The organism is Bradyrhizobium sp. CB2312, assembly GCF_029714425.1.
Taxonomy (GTDB): Bacteria; Pseudomonadota; Alphaproteobacteria; order Rhizobiales; family Xanthobacteraceae; genus Bradyrhizobium.
In genome coordinates this window covers 7,936,500-7,957,304 of the sequence record NZ_CP121668.1, presented here as the reverse complement: position 1 = coordinate 7,957,304, position 20,805 = coordinate 7,936,500, and the positions used below count along the sequence as shown (strand labels likewise).

The 20,805-nt window shown below is 58.4% G+C and carries 18 protein-coding genes and 5 pseudogenes; 12 read left to right on the top strand and 11 right to left on the bottom strand.

The window, feature by feature from the left end; genetic code table 11:
- Nucleotides 1–71: 71 nt before the first annotated feature.
- From QA642_RS38555 to QA642_RS38545, 3 genes and pseudogenes are all read left to right on the top strand, one after another.
- Nucleotides 72–317, top strand: coding sequence for a hypothetical protein (locus QA642_RS38555; RefSeq protein ID WP_283081571.1), 246 nt, complete (start codon nt 72–74; stop codon nt 315–317).
- Nucleotides 268–615 carry a trehalose-6-phosphate synthase gene (locus QA642_RS38550; protein ID WP_283081570.1) on the top strand — a complete coding sequence of 116 codons (348 nt, stop codon included), beginning with the start codon at nt 268–270 and terminating at the stop codon, nt 613–615. Before QA642_RS38555 ends, QA642_RS38550 begins: the two co-directional genes overlap by 50 nt.
- A 592-nt stretch (nt 616–1,207) precedes the next feature.
- Nucleotides 1,208–1,755 (top strand): annotated as a pseudogene (locus tag QA642_RS38545) (recombinase family protein); the annotation flags it as partial.
- 737 nt (nt 1,756–2,492) lie between these two features.
- Here the strand turns inward: QA642_RS38545 and QA642_RS38540 are convergent.
- The 3 genes and pseudogenes from QA642_RS38540 to QA642_RS38530 form a co-directional block, all read right to left on the bottom strand.
- A complete protein-coding gene (locus QA642_RS38540) occupies nt 2,493–3,437 on the bottom strand; it encodes a TlpA disulfide reductase family protein (protein WP_349253809.1) in 945 nt (314 codons plus the stop codon).
- A gap of 1,322 nt (nt 3,438–4,759) precedes the next feature.
- A pseudogene (locus QA642_RS38535) lies at nt 4,760–5,201 on the bottom strand (CopG family transcriptional regulator).
- A 7-nt stretch (nt 5,202–5,208) separates the two neighbouring features.
- Entirely contained in the window at nt 5,209–5,415 is a 207-nt protein-coding gene (locus QA642_RS38530; protein WP_283081569.1) for a hypothetical protein, read from the bottom strand.
- A gap of 501 nt (nt 5,416–5,916) precedes the next feature.
- On the opposite strand from QA642_RS38530, the pseudogene QA642_RS38525 reads away from it, so the two are divergent.
- The 3 pseudogenes from QA642_RS38525 to QA642_RS38515 all read left to right on the top strand — a co-directional run.
- Nucleotides 5,917–6,171: pseudogene (locus QA642_RS38525) on the top strand (transposase); the annotation flags it as partial.
- A gap of 236 nt (nt 6,172–6,407) precedes the next feature.
- Nucleotides 6,408–7,774: pseudogene (locus QA642_RS38520) on the top strand (IS110 family transposase).
- A pseudogene (locus tag QA642_RS38515) lies at nt 7,775–8,674 on the top strand (IS3 family transposase); the annotation flags it as partial.
- A 439-nt stretch (nt 8,675–9,113) separates the two neighbouring features.
- Here the strand turns inward: QA642_RS38515 and QA642_RS38510 are convergent.
- Together QA642_RS38510 and QA642_RS38505 are read right to left on the bottom strand one after the other, a co-directional pair.
- Nucleotides 9,114–9,344: a hypothetical protein gene (locus tag QA642_RS38510; protein ID WP_283081568.1), complete on the bottom strand. Its 231-nt coding sequence runs from the start codon at nt 9,342–9,344 to the stop codon at nt 9,114–9,116.
- A gap of 116 nt (nt 9,345–9,460) precedes the next feature.
- Nucleotides 9,461–9,778: a hypothetical protein gene (locus tag QA642_RS38505; RefSeq protein WP_283081567.1), complete on the bottom strand. Its 318-nt coding sequence runs from the start codon at nt 9,776–9,778 to the stop codon at nt 9,461–9,463.
- Between the two features lie 1,513 nt (nt 9,779–11,291).
- Between QA642_RS38505 and QA642_RS38500 the strand changes: the two genes are divergently transcribed.
- The 3 genes from QA642_RS38500 to QA642_RS38490 all read left to right on the top strand — a co-directional run bounded on the left by QA642_RS38500 (nt 11,292) and on the right by QA642_RS38490 (nt 13,781).
- Complete coding sequence (locus QA642_RS38500) at nt 11,292–11,516, top strand: hypothetical protein (protein ID WP_283081566.1); 225 nt, start codon at nt 11,292–11,294, stop codon at nt 11,514–11,516.
- A 166-nt stretch (nt 11,517–11,682) separates the two neighbouring features.
- On the top strand, nt 11,683–12,126 hold the full coding sequence (locus QA642_RS38495; protein ID WP_283081565.1) for a DUF2513 domain-containing protein: 444 nt from the start codon (nt 11,683–11,685) through the stop codon (nt 12,124–12,126).
- Nucleotides 12,127–12,446: 320 nt separating this feature from the next.
- Nucleotides 12,447–13,781, top strand: coding sequence for an IS5 family transposase (locus QA642_RS38490; protein WP_283081564.1), 1,335 nt, complete (start codon nt 12,447–12,449; stop codon nt 13,779–13,781).
- Between the two features lie 98 nt (nt 13,782–13,879).
- Here the strand turns inward: QA642_RS38490 and QA642_RS38485 are convergent, their stop codons facing one another.
- The 6 genes from QA642_RS38485 to QA642_RS38460 form a co-directional block, all read right to left on the bottom strand.
- Nucleotides 13,880–15,049: a hypothetical protein gene (locus QA642_RS38485; protein ID WP_283081563.1), complete on the bottom strand. Its 1,170-nt coding sequence runs from the start codon at nt 15,047–15,049 to the stop codon at nt 13,880–13,882.
- Nucleotides 15,049–15,438 (bottom strand): hypothetical protein, encoded by a 390-nt coding sequence (locus tag QA642_RS38480; protein WP_283081562.1) that lies wholly within the window; start codon nt 15,436–15,438, stop codon nt 15,049–15,051. The genes QA642_RS38485 and QA642_RS38480 overlap by 1 nt, the downstream gene beginning before the upstream one ends.
- Nucleotides 15,439–15,487: 49 nt before the next feature.
- Nucleotides 15,488–15,985 (bottom strand): hypothetical protein, encoded by a 498-nt coding sequence (locus QA642_RS38475; RefSeq protein WP_283081561.1) that lies wholly within the window; start codon nt 15,983–15,985, stop codon nt 15,488–15,490.
- A gap of 72 nt (nt 15,986–16,057) precedes the next feature.
- The gene (locus QA642_RS38470; RefSeq protein WP_283081560.1) at nt 16,058–16,936 is read right to left on the bottom strand and encodes a hypothetical protein; all 879 of its coding nucleotides are present in this window, start codon (nt 16,934–16,936) and stop codon (nt 16,058–16,060) included.
- Nucleotides 16,937–17,045: 109 nt separating this feature from the next.
- Nucleotides 17,046–17,285 carry a hypothetical protein gene (locus tag QA642_RS38465; protein ID WP_283081559.1) on the bottom strand — a complete coding sequence of 80 codons (240 nt, stop codon included), beginning with the start codon at nt 17,283–17,285 and terminating at the stop codon, nt 17,046–17,048.
- A 36-nt stretch (nt 17,286–17,321) separates the two neighbouring features.
- Nucleotides 17,322–17,687, bottom strand: coding sequence for a hypothetical protein (locus QA642_RS38460; RefSeq protein WP_283081558.1), 366 nt, complete (start codon nt 17,685–17,687; stop codon nt 17,322–17,324).
- A gap of 1,615 nt (nt 17,688–19,302) precedes the next feature.
- Between QA642_RS38460 and QA642_RS38455 the strand changes: the two genes are divergently transcribed.
- From QA642_RS38455 to QA642_RS38445, 3 genes are all read left to right on the top strand, one after another.
- Complete coding sequence (locus QA642_RS38455; RefSeq protein WP_283081557.1) at nt 19,303–19,941, top strand: hypothetical protein; 639 nt, start codon at nt 19,303–19,305, stop codon at nt 19,939–19,941.
- A gap of 87 nt (nt 19,942–20,028) precedes the next feature.
- Nucleotides 20,029–20,316: a hypothetical protein gene (locus tag QA642_RS38450; RefSeq protein ID WP_283081556.1), complete on the top strand. Its 288-nt coding sequence runs from the start codon at nt 20,029–20,031 to the stop codon at nt 20,314–20,316.
- The gene (locus tag QA642_RS38445; protein ID WP_283081555.1) at nt 20,306–20,728 is read left to right on the top strand and encodes a tyrosine-type recombinase/integrase; all 423 of its coding nucleotides are present in this window, start codon (nt 20,306–20,308) and stop codon (nt 20,726–20,728) included. Before QA642_RS38450 ends, QA642_RS38445 begins: the two co-directional genes overlap by 11 nt.
- Nucleotides 20,729–20,805: the final 77 nt, after the last annotated feature.

Genomic DNA, 20,805 nt, shown 5'->3' with positions numbered 1-20,805 from the left:
TCTTCGGTCGCCAACCTTTGCAAATTGATCGATGGCCGGCAAAACGGCAGATCAGACGGGAAGGATAACTTGTGAATCTCGTCATCGTATCGAACCGGGTTGCCGGTGGCGACGTCAATCAACCAAAAACACGACGAGAACCGACAGAATTCCGTGCCGATTTCGAGCTCACGCCTGATGAAAATGGTGTGGTGATTTCCCGCAATAGCCGGATGACAAGATCGCAAGTATTTCCGATCGGCATAGATACAGATAGATTTGCACAATATGCTGTCGAATACCGATGCCTTGTTGCTATTGCAAGGTCTCAATCGTGAGAAACTTGCCGTCGACGTCGACCGGCTTGACTACACCAAGGGTCTCGACAATCGCGTTCGGGCAATCGATCACCTTCTGAACGGGGAATCGCGCAGCATTTCGCTTTTGCAGATCGCGACCACCTCACGATCCGGCATCAAGAGCTACGATGACTATCAGAGCGATATCGCGGCTCTTGTCGAGGACGTCAACGCTCGGCATGGCGCGGACGGCTGGAGGCCGATCCGCCACGAACGAAGCCTCAGATTCAGGCTGTGCTCGCCGCCCTCTACCGCGCCGCACGTGTCACGTTGGTAACGTCATTCCGTGACGGTATGAATCTCGTAGCGAAAGAATAGGTTGCAGCGCAGGATGGCAGCGATGCCGGCGTACTGACTTTGTCGAAAGTTATCGGCGGGGCTAAGGAACTCGACGCGGCTCTGCTCATCCATTCCAACAACATCGAAGACATAGCGGCCAAGATTTCGATCGCATTTTCAATGTCGCAGCCCGACCGCATCTGCCGCTGGATGATGGCGAAGCTTCGAGTGTATCCCATCCAGAAATGGTTGGCGCACTTTATCTCCAAGTTGAGAAAATTCGGGCCGAGAAACTCGCGAGACAGAGCCCTCGGGATGTGCGCGGGTCCAGCAGTCTAAAACCAAAGATCGAGGGAAAATTGGCCGGAGGAGCTGGCCGCCTGCCGCGGCAGTAGGCATGCCCAGCATTCGATCTGAGAGCTAGGAGATTAAATGAGGATTTCACCTGATGGCGGCAAGGTTTATTCGCCACGATTGGTGAAGACCTTGACGAAGACTGCCTGCGCGGCTGGACAACTCTGACGAGTTTGAGGCTTGTAGCATCGCTGTTCTAAGTCAACTGGGGTGCGTCGTGCCCCGCAGTTTACCGAATTCGAGGAATTGATCGCGGCCGTGTAAGGGTAAGCACGCTTGATCAGAAGACCGATCGACAACTTGCCGGCATCGAGCTTTACCGCACTTTCACCGATCAGGCCTCCGGCAAGGACACCGATCGGCCCGCGCTCACGGAATTGGCGGCATACGTGCGTCAGCGCGATCCGGTCGTGGTTCACTCCATGGACTGCCTGCCACGAAAGCTTGAGGACCTTCGCAATCCCGTTAGGATGCTCACCGAGAGGGGCGTCCGTGTTCAGCTTATCAAGGAGAGCCTCACGTTCACCGCCGAGACGTCGCCCTTATCGCAGCTTCTCTTGAACGTCATGGGTTCGTTTGCGAAGTTCGAGCGCGCGTTGATTCGGGAGAGGCAGCGCGAAGGCGTGGCGCTCGCGAAGGCGAGGGGGGCTACAAGGGGAGCAGGCGTGCGTTGACTCCCGATCAGGTCAAGCAACTGCTGCAGAGAGTGGCCGCTGGCGCCAAGAAGGCTGTTATGGCGCGTGAACTCGGCGTCAGCAGGGAGACGGTTCACTGCTATCTCCGGGGTGCTTCGCTGCTGGTCGTGGCTGCGGCTCACGATCGTATCCGCCTGGTCCGTCTTGTGGCCGCGCTCGAAGCGCTCGCAGTGCTGCACCGCGAAGACAAGTCTGAAGGCCTTGCGTGGCGGCGTGCATTTGCCGGGAGGTGGACAGGCTGCGGTCGGGCGGTGCAAATCGTTGAGGATGTTCTCTACGCATACTCTGTACGAAATGCCGTGGTTCAGGGCGATGGCCCCAACGAGTGGGAAGCGATTTCCGCCTTCTACCGGCTGGAACGCAATCTGGTCCCCATCTACCTCGGATTTCTGCGCCTCCACGCAAGAACACAGGCTTGCTACCGTCCAACCCACATCCGACATATTCGGCAGGCTTTCGATCGGCACATCGAGAGCTTCTTTTGGAGGCCCGACGAGGTCTGGTAGAAGCGGGCAAAGCACCACGACGGGCGCATCGGTGCGACTCGGATGGCATTTTCGTGTAAACGCCAGACCGTCAGATTTGGTTGCCACTCGCCGCCGGAGAAATGGATGATGGACAGCGAGCAATTCCGACTATCACCCTTCTTTCTTCTGTTTGCTCCGTTGCCTGCGCTTTGACGCTCTCGGAAGCCCGCCTTGCGGAGTTGCACAAACACTCTCATAGCAAGCCTTCTCACCCTTGTAGTTGGCCAGCGCTTGGACCAACGGCGGCGTGTAGTGCTGTTTCAGTTCGTCGGGCCTAGGCTCAGGACCGCTTAGCGAGTTCAATGCCACCTCGACCAATTCGATTGCGCGATCCTTGTTGCCGCTCTCATAATAATACTGCGCGACCGCCCCATAAGACAGCCACTTGAGCCACCGTCCCGGTGCGGAGGATCCAGCGCAAGAATGTGTTCGGACAACTCTTTGCCCATCGCAAAGCGCTCGGCAGACGGGACGTGGGAGTTGTCATTCGCCGGATTGAAGAGTTGGCGCAGCGCCTCTTCCATCCACACCTCATTGTTTTTGTCGATCGCGTCGCGAGCGAATTGCCTCATAACCGGCAAGCCGGTCTGCATGTTGCGCAGTTTGTGAAGCAACAGATCCGCATGGCGCCCGCGGAAGTCGAGCTCGTCCGGCATCACCGCGAGGGCCTCTTCGACCGCCGAAACCGCCTTTGCCCAATCCTCCGCCTTCATCGCGGCGAGAATCGGCTCAGTCAACGCCCGCTCGCGCGTCATTTCGTCCATTTCGCGTCGTCCGGTTTCGATCCGCTCTGTGTCGGCGGCTTTAGCTTCATCGCTGGTCCGCCAGCTGCCGTTAAGAACTTTCGGCAAGACGTCATCGAGCTGCCTCGGAAGACCGATAAAGGCGATGTGGCCGTCACGGTCAACGACGAACGAGGTGGGAATCCCGATAGAAAAGCTGGAATCCATCCAAAGCTTGTTCATTTCGCCTGTGGAGTCGAACCCGATCCGAAAGTTCAGGTTCGAGAACTTGTCGGTCAACCACGCGTCCAAGCTTGTTCGGGCCTCGTCCGCCGTTGGAGCTTGTTCGTAAGCTGCGACGCCGAGCAGCTCAAGTCCGCTGTCTTTGTATTTCTCTTGCAGCTGTACTAGATGAGGCATCACTGCCGCACATGGTCCGCACCAAGTTGCCCAAAATTCGACGATGTACACCTTCCCGGGCTGGAAGCTCGTGAGGGGCTCGCCTCGCAGCCAGTTCTCCACCTTGATCGGGGGAGCTGGGACTCCATGGGCAGCACCATGTTTCTATTGCCACTCTTTGCGCGACTTTGTGTGCTAGCCTGTCTCTCCCAGAAACAGAGCACACGGGTTCAAGAGGAAGGCGAGCATCACTCGTTTGCGCATTTGTGCGCTCAGCCCTCACTCCGTGTTTCTGCATCCCAATTGCAACAGGCGTGCCAGCTTCGTCAGCACGCGTCAAGCGCCTGACTACGCTTTGAAAACTCCAAGGGGCCCCAAACGCAGCCGGTGTTTTGAACCTGACGGACTTTGTCCCGTGTCAGAACTTGGACACGGATCGCGCGCTTCGCGCCACCAGAAAAGCTGGTTTGTGAGTCACCGAATGGAGCCTGCTAACCCCTTTCGCCGCCAGGCAGGATGAGAGGAGAGCTCGATGCAGATCGGAATCGAAATAGCCAAGGCAAGGACCGCACGGGTTCGTGGTCGATGACGAGGGAATCATTCGAGGGGCACTGGAGCGCGAGCTGCGGATCGGTGCGCCTTAAAAACTGCCAGTGCTCGCCGGCATGCCAAGCGTTTCCTGCACCAACTGGCACTTCGATCAATTTTGCTGTTCAGCCGCGTGAATCGCGGCCGGACGGGAGTTTTCGCGGATGTTCGAACAAGGCTGCCGCCCGAAGCGAGCGGCCCGCTGGTCATCGACATGCCAGAGAACAATGGTGTGCTGAGCGGTTGGACCACGGAGAATCAAGAAAATCGTGCTGGGCACGGCAGCCCTCATCGCGCAGGAGGGACTAAGCTAACTTGCTCAAACTTTGACTGCGAATGCTTGCAGACCGTTTGGGAAGCGTCCGACCCAAGTCCGCTAGTGTTTCATCAAAATCCATCTCCGATGCGGGCGACAATGGGTTCGCTATGGTGGTAAACTCTGCTGTCCCGTTTTTCTGAATAGGCACAAGCATCTATGCCGCGCCTTGGAGGACATAGAAATTTCTCAGCTCCGAGCTGAGCTGGGGGCCGGCGCGCAGGCTGCGGAGGGTTCAGCTCGAGAGGCTGATTGGCGGGGCTCGAAAACAACAGCCCGTCGAAATCCGACACCCCCCTTTGCAATTTGCCGGCCTAGCCAAGAGCCGCTTCGAAGGCCTTCCGTTGGTCTATTGTCCAGAGATCTCATAATGGTGCGCTAGCTTTCGAGAAGCTGACGAGCCTCGGCCCAATGCTTGGTTCGGCGTTGAGAACGCCGTCCAGTCTTAACCGGCGGGATGTTAGCGGCAGCGACAGCTGAACAGTGAATGTCCTGTGCGCTCCCCCGAGCTGCGGTGCTCAGAGCGGTAAAGAACGGACGACTAATTGCCCTCGGAGCCCGCTTGGTCTAGGCCGACCGAAGATTGAACGTCATCTACGTCATCCAGGATTTCCTGCCTCAGCTTAGGCCCATGGCTTAGGCGCCGGCCCAATCCTGCGACGAATTATCATAGCGTGCTCCGGCTTGTGCCCGCGCGGCCTTTGCGGCCGGCCCGGGGAGTGGCGGTGTCGTCGTGATGAAGAGTGCGATGGTATCGACCGAAATCCCGACATCCCGCTCAAGGGGCGATCGATCTGATCGAGGCGCTTGGCGATGGCGGCCTCACGCCGCTCGTCAGCGTCCGGCGACAGAAAGGGCGCAATCGCGGCTTCGGCAATGAGCGACAGCGACTGCTCGCGCCGTGCGGCATAGGCCGACAGCGCCTTCATGACATCAGGATCGAGATCGACCGAAATCTGGGCCTTTTTCTTCGGTGTGGTCATGTCCGCCTCACAGTCCGAGATCGTCACCGGGATCGAGCGAGGCTTGGCGGGCCACGCCCTGCATCATGTCGGTCATGCGCCTAATCCGCGGGGGCATCGTCATCGAGCTCGTCGACAAGGTCAGCCGCGAACTCGTGGCCGAGCGATTTCTTTCGACGATGTCTTGATCCAGTTCCGGATGCTCGCCGATCTGCGGTCTTGGGGTCTTCGTCACCCGTCTGGCCGACCGGCGCCTGCAATGTCGTTGGGCTCGGCGGCAGCGGTCGTGAGCTCCAGTCGTCCAGCCTGCCGCCTTTGGCCTTGGTCAGGGGCGGCGGTGCCAGGATGCGCTCCTTGAAGCGCGCGTCCTCGTAATGCCGCCTGGCTTATGCGGCTTGCTTTAGAACCCGCAAAGCTTGCCGTTTCAGCTAAACCGCCTACGCAAAGAGGGGTGAAATGGGTGGAAGATACGCCCTGCTCTGGATTGCGGACTGCAAAGACGACCGATCATAGGCGTATCCGTGGCGCTCGCCAACAAGATTTGCGCGCATCATCTAGGCCTTGCTGGTCAAGGCGCGGCATTTAGCAGGACCGGCGGCAATGTTGAAATGTTGATCGAAGGAACACTCCACCCGAGGCAAGGTGCTAATCTGGATGAACCTTGAACGACGACGTTTGAGCTGCTGCCGGTTTGATGGACACCGAGATTGGGTGTTTCATGAAGCCGGAGGTGGTCATGCAGAGACGGAAGTTCAGTCGAGAGTTCAAGGTCGAGGCGGTCAAGCTTGTCAGGGAGCGAGGGGTGTCGGTGGCGCAAGCGGGACGAGACCTGGGCGTCCATGAGAACGTGCTGCGCAAATGGGTGAAGGAGTTGGGTTCCGACCCTGTGCAGGCCTTCCCCGGCCATGGGCAGATGAAGCCGGAGCAGCAAGAGATCGAGCGGCTGCGCCGTGAGGTCGCCAAGCTGAAGGCGGAGCGGGACATCCTAAAAAACTGTCACGGGCCGTTGCCCGCCTGCGCGCGGTAGAAACAGCCCGTGCTATCCTCGTATCTCGGAGGGTAGCGGCCGTCAGCTTATTGGAGGCACTAGTCCCCGTTAAAAAACGTGGTCCATGGGTGCATGCGAACTTGAGAGTGGTGACGCCGTTCCTGCGGCGATCCCGATTAGGAAGATGACGATTGGCATAGCCCAGACCCTCCTGCCCACAATCGGATGGAGGATTTGCGATGCCCAAGAGGACGACCGGTGACCGCCCGGAATTGAATCCCGTCAATGTTGGCGCAGCCGCCATCGACATTGGATCAAAAATACACATGGCAGCGGTCGACCCGATCTGCACCGACACTCCGGTACGTGCGTTCGGCACATTTACGCAGGACCTGCATGATTTGGCAGACTGGTTCAAAGCCTGCGGCGTGACTAGCGTCGCGATGGAATCCACCGGCGTCTATTGGATCCCAGCCTACGAGATTCTCGAGCAGCGCGGGTTCGAGGTCATTTTGGTCAATGCGCGTTACGCCAAGAACGTGCCTGGGCGCAAGACAGACGTCAGCGATGCCGCATGGCTGCGCCAGCTCCATTCCTATGGTCTGTTGCGCGGGAGCTTCCGCCCTGATGCCGAGATCGCAACCCTGCGGGCTTATCTGCGTCAGCGCGAGCGGCTAGTGGAATACGCGGCCGCTCACATCCAGCACATGCAAAAGGCCTGATGGAGATGAATCTGCAACTTCATCACGTTGTCTCTGACATCACCGGTGCGACCGGGATGCGGATTATCCGAGCGATTGTCGCGGGCGAACGCAATCCCGACGTGTTGGCGACCTACCGTGATGTACGCTGCCATTCCTCGATTGAGACGATCCGCGCCGCACTGGTGGGCAATGATCGGGATGAACACGTCTTCGCGCTCACCCAGTCGCTGGAACTCTATGACACCTACCAGGCCAAGATGCTCGACTGCGATCGCAAGCTGGAATCCTTGATAACGGCGCTGACGGACAAAGGGGCCAAGCCAGTCGGCAAGCTCCCCAGACCGCGGGTGAAGACCAAGCAGGTCAATACACCATCGTTCGATGTGAGGGCCGCTCTATACGGCGTCCTCGGCGTCGATCTGACCGAGATCCATGGGCTAGGTCCATCACTTGCATTGAAGCTCATTGGCGAGTGCGGCACCGATTTGAGGGCTTGGCCGACCGCCAAGCACTTCACCTCCTGGCTGTGCCTGGCACCGGGCAACAAAATCTCGGGCGGCAAGGTGCTCTCTTCGCGTACTCGGAGATCATCCAGTCGGGCAGCTGCGCTGTTGCGGCTGGCGGCCACCACCATCGGACGGAGCGATACGGCGCTCGGCGCATTTTATCGTCGGTTGTCCTCTCGTGCGGGTAAAGCGAAGGCCGTGACGGCGACCGCCCGCAAAATTGCGGTCCTGTTCTACAACACCCTCCGGCACGGCATATCCTACAGAGATCCGGGTGCCGACCACTATGAGGAACAATATCGTAGCCGCGTCCTCGCCAATCTGAAGCGGCGCGCCAAATCGCTGGGCTTCGTTTTGCAAGCTGTTCCCTGCGGCCCTGAGGTGGCTGTTTCTTAGGAAGGCCGCGGCCTACTTCGCGAAGGAAGCGACATGAAGTTCGTCTTCATCGCGAAGCACCGGAATATCTGGCCGGTGGCATGGCTATGCGAAGCAATGGGCGTATCGCGGTCGGGCTTCCATGCCTGGCTGAACCGATCGCCCAGCGCCAGATCCCGAAGCGACGAGACGGTAGGCCAGCGGGTCAAGGCAAGCTTCCTTGCCAGCGACCGGACCTACGGGGCACGGCGCGTCTGGAGAGACCTTCTGGAAGACGGCGTCGACTGCGGTCTGCATCGGATCGAGCGGCTGATGCGCCTGCAGGCCTTACGGGCGCGGCCGAGACGCCGGCGCCTGCCGAAGGATGAAGGCGATCGCCAGATAGCGAACGTGCCGGCGAATCTTCTGGATCGTCAGTTTGTGGCCGAGCGGCCGAATCAGAAATGGATCGCCGACTTCACCTACATCTGGACCGCCGAGGGCTGGCTCTACGTGTCGGCGGTGATCGACCTGTTCTCGCGCCGGGTGGTTGGCTGGTCGATGAGCGCCAGTATGACAGCGCAATTGGTTGCGGACGCCCTGTTGATGGCAGTCTGGCGGCGCGGCAAACCAGATGCTCTGATGCACCATTCCGATCGCGGCAGCCAATACGTCAGCGAACAGTTCGAGCGCTTGATGGCTGACAGCAGCATCGTTTGCAGCATGAGCCGATCCGGCAATGTGTGGGACAACGCGGCGATGGAGAGCTTCTTCTCGTCGTTGAAGACCGAGCGTACCGAGCGCAAGACCTATCGCACCAGGAACGAGGCAAGAGCAGATGTGTTCGACTACATCGAGCGGTTCTATAACGCCGTCCGGCGTCATTCGACGATCGGATACCTCAGCCCTGTTGAGTTCGAGCGCAAGGTGGGATTAGCTTAAACGGGTGTCCATCAAACCGGCAGCAGCTCAGTTCTCGGTAGCAATCACAACGCATGATCCAATGCGCCTCGACCGCGAGAGAACGATGTCAGCGTGGGTGGTTCCGGTTGGAGAGAGCCTCGCTTGCGGTGGATTGCACTAGTCTAAATTTGGAGGAGGGCAGGAGCCGCGAACAAGCGTTTGCCCCACGTTACCTTTGATTTACGTACGATCAGGTTCAGTCGCGTGGCGTACCCTCTCGCAGGCGGAGCTCTACACCGAGAAAGTCCGAAAGCAAGTGCTGGCCGGCGGCGCGATGAATCTCATCGCGTTCACACCCGGTGAACACGATTGAAAGTGCCACAATTTGCATGTCGGTGCGGTGATCCGCTCCTTCCCACTTCGAAGCTAGCCTCACCCAATTTCGTCGTATCCAAAATATGAGCCTTCTTCAGCGCGATTACTTTGCAAACCCAACTCTCAAGGCATACTCGTCGCCAGGCGGCAGAAGAGAAGCGGTCGCCCCCTGACCAAAGTTCAAGCCTTCGTACGCATAATTCTTATCGCTCAGTAATCGCATTGCCGAACAATAGCGAATGTCACTCATGCTGAGTGCCGATTGAATTTGACTCGCAAGAACAGCTTCGCCCAGCTTACCAAAATAGCCTTTCGTGATTGCGAGTTGTTTCATAATCTGATCCTCTGGAGGGGTGAGAATATAGACCTTGACACCCCCACTTCCCGTTTGGAATTGCGATTGCATTACCTGGATCAACACGGCCTCACCGGCGCTAAACACTGGCGCACTTAATCCGCCACGGTAACAGTAGCTGCCGACATCGCGTTGTTGATGCCGTCCGTCAGAAGCCTCGCACTCTTATGTTCGAGCTTTACCTGCCCTGTAACAGTGCCGCTCAGCGTGAACCGTTTCAGAGAGATGTCGCCGTTCGCATCTACAAGACCGGATGCGAGGTCAGTGGAACCCGATCCGACGCAGGACGCTACGAACTGATCGACCCACTCTTGAATCGTGAGATTCTGCGCTTCAGCGCGAATAGTGGGCGTTGAGGTGGTCAGAAGAACCGAGAAAAGCACAAACAGCGCACGGCGACGGTCTGAACCCATTGCGATCCTCCGAGCAGCCAAAAAGCGCCTTCGACGATGCCACGCTCAGCTAATGATTGCCAGCCATGATGTGGAACCCTGACCTCGCCATTGACGACTGCGAGGAAGTGCAATGCGACGGCAACCAGATAGAGCCTCCACAGCGCGTCCCTCCGCCCCGCTAGTGGGTAACCGTGCCGCGAAAGTCCCCGAAAACGCCTGAAGCGCGATTGTCACCCACCCCGCGATAAGGCCTTGAAAATCCTCGAATCTGGGGCCCTGCCGGGATCGCCAAACTGTTTCTGCGACCAACGATTTCAATAAGTGATCGTCATTATTGCCTAACTCCTCGGGCGGGTTAGGCAGTCGGATGTCAAATCCGCCTTCGAGTTGCAACCGCAAGCTTCTTGCGCGCGGCTTCGCGGCAGTACCGCTCTGTCTCGCGGATATCGGTGTGGCCGGTGATCCAAGTTCGGGCCGGACGACTGCCGCCGAATGTCGAATCGCCGGCCATTCAAGCTGTTAACACTGGCTGAGGCAGCCCACGTCTTCGGTCAGCGGCCAGAAACGATCCGCGATTGGTGCACGCGCGGCAAGGTACCGTTCCTGCCTAGCACGCCGACGCTTGTAGACGAAATCGACGTCAGCACCGTTATCGGCGGCAAGCAATTCACAGCCAAAGGACAGCCAGCCAGGCACTATGGAGTTCCGAGCCAAGGAGCGCGCAGAAATGACACAGCAGATGTGCCGACGGATTCGGACCCGGATGCTTCGGCGCCGCATGCCCCAGATTCTACGCGGTCTGAAGGGTGGTTAAGTCTACCGTCGCGCTTGCGAGCTGCTCCGCAACGCGGCGCCACGTTGAACTTCCGCGGATTGGCTCTCGCGCTCTGCCGAGCGACCGCGCGGAAGGCCGAACGCTTGGGCCACCGGGTTACGCACCCAAGCGTCACGCGCATGTATGTCAACGCGCCTCTCCCCAACAGCGATGCGGCGGAGCGCCTCTGATATCTGGTCCGGGTTTGTTTCGGTCCCGACATATTTTCCAGCCTTGCCCTCGCCACGACGCCAACCTCGTCCCCGTTCAGGATCGCATCGAGCCGTCCACCGTGCCATTCCCCAGAGGCACCGACTTCATCGTGTACCAAGTGGCCGTCTCCGGGGGCGACGCGCTAGCAGGCGTGATGTTGGTTTCGTCACACCGCCGAACCGCCAGTAGTGCCAATAGGCGGTGATCCCGAGTTTGCGGCCCTCCTCCGCAGTCATCCGCGTCAGTGCGCGGTTGAGCCGCGCACCGTAAGTGCGTGCCCATTGCGGGCAGGCGTGCCTGTGTTGCGGCAACGGGTCCGGCAGGCTTCGCCTTTCTCGTCGCTGAGGTGGGGAAGAACTGTACGTTCGACGATTTTGTTAGGAAGCCTGGCGGGTACTTTCAGGAGCTGTTTGCTTCGCACGCCAGCAGCGAGGGTTATGAGTTTACGGCGGCCAACCTGTTCTCGTTGGGTGGCTAGATGGCGAAGACCGCCCGGCCGCGTATATGATCGATGTGGTCCATGGTGACGTCGAACGCTTACGCAGCGAAGTCGAAATCGGCGGCGATCCGGTCGGCGAGTTGATGGAATCGCACTTGTTCGCGTTTCCCCCTCCAGACGTGAAAGAGGTGAAGCGGACGGGGTGGCCGTTGGGTGTTCCGCTCGACGCGCGCGATGCTCAAGCTGATCTGCTCCATCTCGCGGAGACCACCCCCGCGAGAAGTCACTAACAGGCCGCTATATTGTTGGCGGGAAGGTCACCCTCACGACGGTCATGCGCGATGGCGTCACGCAACGCGCGGTGCACAGCTGGCCGGAGGACAAGGCTGGCAAGCCGGTGAGGCCGAAGCCGATGGATTGGGCAAGGCGGGTGGCGGCGTGCGGAGCGTTTAGTGCATGACGACTGCAGCTAAACCGAGTCATACTGTCAGCATTCATCGCGGGATTCGGTGGGCTGACATGAAGTTGGAAGTTGATCTGGTGCGGCAATTGCTGCTGCATATCGAGGAGCATGCGACGCGGCCTATCTCTGATCTAGACAGCATTAAGATCGATGGCTGGACAGAGGATCAGATTGACTACCATGTTGTTCAGCTTAAGGACGCGGGCTTTATTGAAGCCAGTATTAGTAGTGTTCCTGATAATGAAAACCCAGACCTTGTCCACGTAATCTATAGCGTGCGACGGCTCACGTATAAGGGGCACGAGTTTGTGGAAACGGTCCGCGACGACACGATTTGGCGGAAGGTCAAGGAGAAAGGTAAGGCCATTGGCGCTATGACGTTGCCCGCTCTTGTGAACATCGGGGCCGGCATTATCAAATCGCAGATAGGGCTATAGGGTATCGGCCGCGAAGAAAGGCGACCTCATCGGTCAACTCTCGAATCCATTGTGGGGGCAAGTTGTAGATCGTCTGCATCATCGAGTCGTCCGACAGCTATTTCTCACGTGTTCTTCTGGGCACGAACTTTCAGAGGTCCATCTTTAGTCGCCCGTGAAGAATTCGGAAGCGATTGATCTGTCGCAGTGATTTGACGCGGGCAAGTATTCGATTTTGCAAGAATGCCGTGGGTAGGTCCTGGTTTTCTTGCGTTTTTGGATTCCGGATTGGGCGGCTTCGTGATTCCTTTGACGGCGAGATTCGCTATTGGGGAGAACCCATGAGCCATCCGCGCGACGATCGTCAGGACGATCTGTTTCGTCCATCTCTGGAGAAGATCATCAACCTTCGCCATCCGTTGGTGCGTCTGGCGGCGGAGATCGATTGGGACTTCCTGGCGGGACGCTTCAGTTCGGTCTGTCGCCTCGGGCCGGGGCAGCCACCGTTGCCGACACGATTGGTAGCCGGACTATTCATCCTCAAGCACATGCACAATCTCTCTGACGAGGCGCTGTGCGACAGGTGGGTCGAGAACCCGTATTTTCAGCATTTCTGCGGCGAGGTGGTGTTCCGGCACGACTTGCCATTCGATCGCTCGTCGCTGACCCGCTGGCGCCAGCGGCTGGGTGAGGAGCAGATCGCCGCGCTGTTGCAAGAAAGCCTCTCGGTGGCGCATCGAACTGGGGCAATCGAGACCAAAGATCTCGAGCGGCTCGTTGTGGATACCACCGTACAGGAGAAGGCGATCGCGCATCCGAGCGATGCACGGCTCATGCACCGGGCGATCGAGAAGCTGGTCGGTTTGGCCAAACGCGAGAGCGTCGAACTGCGCCAAAGCTATCTGCGCGTGGCCAGGCGCGCCGCCATCATGGTGGGACGCTACACGCATGCCCACCAGTTCAAGCGTGCCCGGCGAGAGCTCAAATTCCTGCGCACCCGGCTTGGCCGCATCATCCGTGACATCAGACGCAAGATCGAGGGCGACCCTGCGCTTGAGGATCGCTTTGGTCCGCTGCTCGATCTCGCCCACCGGGTTCGCCATCAAGAGCAGCGTCAGCGCGGTCCCAAGGTCTACTCGTTGCACGCCCCCGAGGTGGAGTGCATCGGCAAAGGCAAGGCCCGGGCACCTTACGAATTTGGCTGCAAAGTCTCGATTGCCACGCCTGCCACCGCGCCCAAAGGCGGGCAGTTCGTATTGCATGCCAAGGCCCTGCACGGCAATCCCTATGACGGCCACACGCTCGGTCCCGTCATCGCCGACCTCGAAAAGCTCACTGGTGTTGCAGCGCGCCGCATCCACGGCGACAAGGGCTACCGCGGCCACAACTATCCTGACCGGTTCAAGGTCTGGATCAGTGGCCAGGTTCGCCGTGTCACCAAAGCCATCCGCCGCGAGATGCGGCGTCGCGCCGCCGTCGAGCCTGTGATCGGCCATCTCAAGGACGACCACCGAATGCGCCGTAACCATCTCAAGGGTCGCGACGGCGACCGCACCAACGCCGTGCTCGCCGCCGCCGGCTACAACTTCAGCCTGCTCCGCCGCTGGCTCACCGAACTTTTATGCGGCCTGTTATGGATGCTCTGTCGCCACCTATCGCAACCACACCTTGCGTAAAACGGTGCTCAGGGACGTTCTTCACGAACGACTCTTTATGGTAAGGGCCAATCATCGTCTCATGGGCCAAGTGGAGGGGCACGGTATCGGTAAGCACGTCACGACACGGGGATAATCTGCTTCCCACCGTCCATCCCGTAAGAGTACTTAACAAGCTTATGGCTGCGTTGGTTTTCCGGCAGTTCTACCACTTGGACAGGAATCTTCACCGGCGCATCAATGTTTCTCGAACACATGAATGCAATAAGAATCTCGAATGTATCGGCAATATGCTCAGTGACCTGAGACGTATATGCTGAAATTGGCATTCTTGGTTGAGTAAACTTGGGGTGGTGCACGGCAATTGTGGGAGGAACGATCTCGTTATTTGGCGTTAGAGAAAAATCAGAAACCTCGACGTGTTCATTTGGCCTCCTGTGCTCGACGCAGTTGCGAGTGGTCCTGATCGATTTGCAGAAATTCGCTACGTCTGCCGTCAGCCCAACGTATTGGGTATCGCCCTTGTGTTTCCGCGATATTTCTTCCGCAAGGCCCTCAAACCATCCCTTAAACTTGCTTCCGTAGAACATGGAAGCAATTGCAAAGAGTGCTTGGAGCGCGTGATCTGCTCGTTGAATGAACTCTTTGCAGCGCGGTTCTACGTTGGGTGCCGATGGGAGCGCTAGAGAACAGCCCTTGATCTGCAACTCTGCAAGCCGACTCTCTACGTCATCATCCTGCCTGCTGAACTCCGCTGCAAGGTCGAACATCGCGGCCAAATTCTTCAAGCATTCGAAGCTTAGCTCGATTGCCTTCGTGGACTCGAAGTCGGGATCGAGGAAACCCTTCTCAAAAAGCTGTTTGGCGGTCAGCAGCGTTTTGGCTACCAGCGGCGAGTCGGAACCGTAATCTAAAACCTTCTGCTGCGAGTTTGGCACATTGATATTAGTGCGACCTGGATCAATTTCGTCAGCCAGCATGATCCGGTAAATCGAATCGGTCTTCACAGTGTGAAGGCGCTCGCCAATCTTTACCATTTCCGTAATGCGCCCTCCGGGCGGTCCCACCTCCATGGACATCGCAGAGTCGCGAAGATGATCGATCGGGCGCTTCATTGCTGCAACTTTAGTAATTGCCGTGGCGGTCGTTATACTGCTGTATTGGGCGGTCTCAACCATCAGAGATACCGCGAGGGATGTGAATTGGGCTTCCTTGGCAAAGGAAGCCATAGCGTCGTTATCAACTGGCACGCGGTCGATGAGCGGGACGCTATGGCCGGGAGGCACCACTATTTGCTCTTAAACGCGTCCTGTCGAACCTGGACTCGGGCCACGTCGAATTGCGGGATTTCGGCGCCTCGTTCTCGCCTAGCGTCCAGCATGTCTCTCCATCGATCGCTGGACCATGGCCCTGTAGCCTGGATGCATTCGACAAATATTTCGGTGAGCTTGCCGATTTTTGCTGGGTCGCTGGCTGAAACACCTGCCCGCGTCTCTGGATGGTGGAGGCGCCACCAAACCTTTTCAATGATCATGTCCTCGCTGTAAGGCTCGGGATTATCGGGCCGGTTGATGGAAATGTACGAACCAACTCTCGGAACTTCCGGAAGGTCAAATTCCAAAGAGTACTCCGGGTTCAGCTTGCCCACCTCCCGAACAACTACGATCATGCGCGTCATCTGAAAGCTCCGAAGCAAAATGGGGGTGTCTGTGGCGGCTTGCTCGCACTCAGTCCTGCGAATTTGGCCAATGCAGCGCGACAGTCTGAAGGCCAGCACGATTGAAATAGTCGAACATCCGCCCTGAGCCGATCACTTCATCGATCAGCCGATAGATTTGATATTGCCGCTGCGGCACCTCCACTGAACCCGGAGGCGGGCAAGGAAGGCCGGCACGGCCGCCGTCAACAAGTACTCGTAACGCACGAAAAACCGGGACTCCGTTATAGCGAAAGTCGACCCAGTCCGACGATGCGTGTTTGTCTGGAAACGCTTGTGCCCAGTCTTCAAAAAACTCCTCGCGATGGGTTAACCCGGTGGCGATTGAAATGCTCAAGTCCTTCCTGAAGCTTATCAACGAATGGTGCTCATCGATCTCGACCCACGGAACGGTTTGGCCTCCGCCGGATACCTGCTGCATGTCCTGCGCGAAGACCGGGCGACCAATGGAGGTCCAGTCAGAGGCTTCACTTTCTTCGATGACTTTAAAGAATTGGTCCAACGTCACGGCACGTAGCTCCAAAGGTTGATTAGGATGCTATTTTCGTCACAACCAGTGGGGAAGCGCAAGCTGCCCCGGTCATTTTGAATTGTTCTGCTTGAGAAGCCTGGAAACCGCAGTGCTGAGCTCCGCCTCGTCCTTGAGTACCTGGCTAAGCCGCTCCGATAGTTCTGCGAGCACCACCCGCACGTCATGCGCGATCTCAAGACACTCCTCATCCGAGCGGCCGTGCAATCCATCGCTGAGCGCGGAGTGCAGGAGCGTGAGGGGATTGTGGCCCTTAATCAGGAGGACCTGTGGGATGGCATCCTTAACCAGCGCAAGAGACTTGCTGAATTGAGTTTCGGTTTTGGCAGCTTCCAGAGCATCAATCGTTTCTTGCTTCGCACCGAGGATTGCTGAGGCCTTGATGATCTCATCTATGATGCGGGCTTTCTGGTTCTCAACCACCCTCCGATAATAGCTGAACGCCCCAATTCCCAGGCCCTGGTTCTCGCACCGCCTTCCCTGCAAAAATGTGTCGCGCTCATCACCGAGCAATTTCAGCAACCGCGTGGGCGTAGTCGGCCCGTAAGGCGGAGATTCGCCGAGCTTTGTCAGGGAGCCGGCCTTGGTATGCTGAATTACAAAGAGCCGAACGGCGAAGGTCTTACGCGAGCTGCGACAATTCGAGCACAGATAGTTGAAAAAGCGGTAGTGCAGTGCACCCGCGAGGGTGACCTTGCTGTCCTCATTGCATCGAAAAATCCTGGGGCCGTTGCAGATCTCATTAGGGCAGTGAATTAGGATATCTGGCAGCTCAAAATTATAGATAAAACTGAGGCTGCCTTGGCGCTGAACGATAGCGAAGAGATCGGGTATCTTGGTTGGAGTATTCGGCGGAACGCTTTCCAGAAACTCTGACAACTTTAAGGGGGCTTCAGTTTGATCGGCTGTATTCTCCGTCGACTCAGTCATTTTTCTCGCTCGACTCCCCTCTCTCATCGACCACCGCGGTCAGCTCCCAAGACGCAAAGCGTCTGCGCGCCCATGACGACTACCGACTTAGTGAAATCGCACAGGCGCCCTACTTGGAAAACCGAGCCCTGCGCCCGGTGTTGATGGCGATGATGTCGCCGCGGCGGCAACTGCGGGCCACGGCAGCAATCTCTGCATCACCATCGCCCTGGAGAAGAATCTGCGCTGCTGACCGACAATAGCCCGAAGGCTCGGCGGCAGGCTTGGGCGCGGTCGGTGCCGGCGCCTGGCCATAGGCCGACGTCGCGAGAGCGGCGCAAGCCGCCGTCGCAGTTAAAATCTTCTTCACTGAAGCCCCCCGACCATGACTGCCAGTCGATATCCTTTACCGCCGAACGACCACCACCGACGGAGAGGCGAGCCACGCTGCGGCCGCCGCCGATTCCAGCGCGCCAACCGATCGATTTGCAAGATTGCGACGTTGTTCTTCCGCTGCGATGTCGGACTGAGTTTGCGTCGCCTCTTGGTTGGCTTCCGCAATGGTCATTTTACCTGCCTGCACGCGCTCTGCTATGACAGCTCGCGTTGCCCAATATTTATCGAAAAGGTCGGGGTAGGTCGTAAACGGCCTGATCGCCAGTGCAGCCGTGGCGTTGCACTTGTTCTTCTCGATCATGTTTTTGGTGCCTTCGGGAAACTGCGCTTTGCAGTCTTCGAAGCTCCGCTGCATCGCGGCTGTTGCGGCAGCCATTTGCTGCTCGCGCTCTTGCCGCGCGGCAAGTCCGCAGCCGCCCAGGGCGACGCAGCTAAAGTCTTCTTCATTGAATAGGCCCCCGGCCAAATTTGCGCGCCAATCCAAGCGCAACCGGCGCGCGAAATCAATAGGTTGCGCGCGTAAATGGTCGTAACTTGGGAAAAATATGCATCCTGTGCACGGCGCGCGCCGAAGCGCCCCTGAAGAGGGATGAAATCAGTGGTCGGATGTCGGTGGGGCACCTGGTGGGGGTTCGTCATCGATTAGCATCGAACGCTGGTTCCTCCGTGGCCCAGAGCTATCCGGCAGCGGTGGCAGTTGGGAACGCGGCTCGGGTCTAGGCGTCCCAGCCGGATCATCCTGGACTTCCGCCGGTTGCTTGCGGCGGATCACAAGCCCAACTAGGCCGGCAAGCACCAGCAATGCGCCCGCTATGATGAGCCAGTGTGGCAGTGCCAGCCGGTTCACGGGCCATTCTCCGTTCTGCGGGCAGTGTAGAGCCAGCAAAGCTCGCGTAGGAGGAAAATCCTCGGAATAAAGAGGGCGCGCGCCGAAGCGCCCCGTGGAGGCATTAGCGGGGTGGGACCTCCGCCCGGCCTTTGGTCTCGCTCGCCTGACCTCGAGCTACCCGCATTACCAGCCTTCGCCCATCCCAGACCTCAATGGCGGGATGTACTTCTAACAGTGGCCTCACACGACGTCGGAGCTCATCCTCGTCGGCGCCCTCGATCTCATACATCGCGAGCGAGACGCCCCTCAAATCGACTGCATGGGCAATGTAGCGCATGGCGTTCTGCCGAAATTGAACGGCCGCCGCGCGGGGCAACGCGGAGGCCGCTTTGGGGATGCTTCGACGTAGGGCGGGGGACCGTTCGTCGAAGCGAATCAGAAATGCCCGGCGAGCGGGCTTGTTCCTGGGGGCGACCCCGGTTGGGGGTGGATTTTTAACCAAATCAGTGGTGGGATATTCGCGGAGCCTGAGAACTCCCGAAGCGGTCCCTTGCCGGGGATTGCGCTTCATCCGCGATAGGCGGGCCATCGGCCTTGCCGGGCCATCATGTCCCGCTGAACTATACGACGCGCCCATTTGCCGTGGGCTGCGACGGGCTCACTATTCCGGGAGTGCCACGGCACCGCAATACCCTTGCGGAGATAAAACAGCCTTCGGGTGAAGGCCGTGGCGCACGTTCTCGCGACGTGTTCTCAGCCTCCCGGTGCCAGCCCGCCGCTGGCGCCCGGCCCTGAGAAGCCGGTTTAAGACCGCGAGCCTAAAACCATGACAGAACGCCCTGCCAGCGCCCCAGGCGCCGCAAGATTGTCTAGCCCTCCCCTGATTCCCACGAGCGGTACAGATGCATCCCAGCCCTCCAGAACGCGGGACGAACCCAGCTCCGGGTCCGCGGATTCTTCGAACGAGGTTGGGCGGCTATCAATGACCAGGAGGGTCCTCATGAATATGTTTGTCTAGTCCGCGGCAGTCACCACTGCCGCACCAACCGTCGCTAGCGCCCGCATCGATGGGTCGCTTGCTACCGACAATGAAGCCATCTTGGCTCGCGTCGAGCAAATCGTGGGTTTCCTACGCACATGCTACATCCGCGAAGGGTGGAAAATGGATGAGCAGGGCGCGACGCTTGCCCTGGATTACTTCCGCCGGCAGGTCCACGGGCCCGCGTTTGCAGATGAGGATGAGGACGCGGCCGCGTATCATCAAGCCCTAGAATTCTTCCGCTCGCATGGTCAAAGCCTCGATTGGATCCATGACGGCAATCCCGTCGGGATGATTTGCGGGCTCGCAAAAGTATCTCCGCGAGCAGGCGTTTTGGCCACCAACCGTGTCAGCGTCGATCCAATTCTTGCGGCGATCGAAACTCATCAGATCGCGAGCGCAGACTACTCGGCCGCCATTTGCGACGTCGTGCCCGGGACACTCGATCCTGATCCGATAAAGGAAGAATTGTTCGGCGACCGAGAGGCCGAAGCGCGGGGCGAGCTTGCCACTAGCGTTCCAACAACCTTGGCCGGACTGCTACATCTGCTGACCTACGTCGAGGAGGTCTCCGACGGAAAGTATTCAGCCAGCGGTCGGCGGGACAATAGTTTCGACAGGGACGACCTTTTGAACGTCATCATCAGCGCACAAGATTGCGTCAAGGGGCGCAATGAAAGCAGGCATCGCAGTCCAACGAATCGAAATCGATCGTCAGGGCAATATTGTCGTGTGTGCCGGTCAGCCGATCGGGCAAGGTGAACTCGGCAACGTGAACGAATGGGACTGGGTTCAATGAAGCGAAGGCTGCCTCCGCACTGTCACGGCTATAAGACCTAGCATGGCAAGTTGGTCTACTACTATCGCCACCCCGGACAGAAGAAGAGGCGTCTAGACCTGGCCGAGGACGTGCTTCCTTGGTCGCCTACCTTTATGGAGGCGTATGAGGTCGCAAGAAATGCGGACGCCAAGCCGATCGAGATCGGCGCAAAGCGGACAGTACAGGGCACTGTCAACGCCGCGCTTATCGGCTATTACGCGAGCGGCGCCTTCGCTGCGCTAGCGCCCACCACTCGGAGCAATCGCCGGGCCATCCGAAACGGCATCATGACGACAGAAGACGGGTGTGCCATTTAACGTCACCATCATGCCTCGGCTGCAATCCGCGATCGACGCCATGCCTGGTGACAAGAAGAATCTGACTTTTCTAGTGACGCATCAGAACAAGCCGTTCACCGCTGCCGGATTCGGAAATTGGTTTCGCGAGATGTGCCGAGACGCGAAGCTGCCCGAGCGCTGCACGTCCCATGGTCTACGTAAGGCGGCGGCGACGTATTTGGCAGAGCAGGGCGCGAGTGATCACCAGCTCATGGCGTGGTTCGGGTGGACCTCGATCTCTCAAGCCCAGGTCTACACCAAGGAAGCAAACCGAAAGCGGATGGCAGCCCAGGCTGGTCAGCTCGTATCGGGAACGGGAATTGGCTCACCAATCAATCCGGTGAGCCAAAATAGCCAGCAAGTAATTGAAAACGTTGGAGTGAGAAAATGATATGGCGATCCCAGCGGGACTCGAACCTGCGACCCGCGGAGTAGAAAGTCGTCCGTTAAGAATCTGGTTTGAGCGCG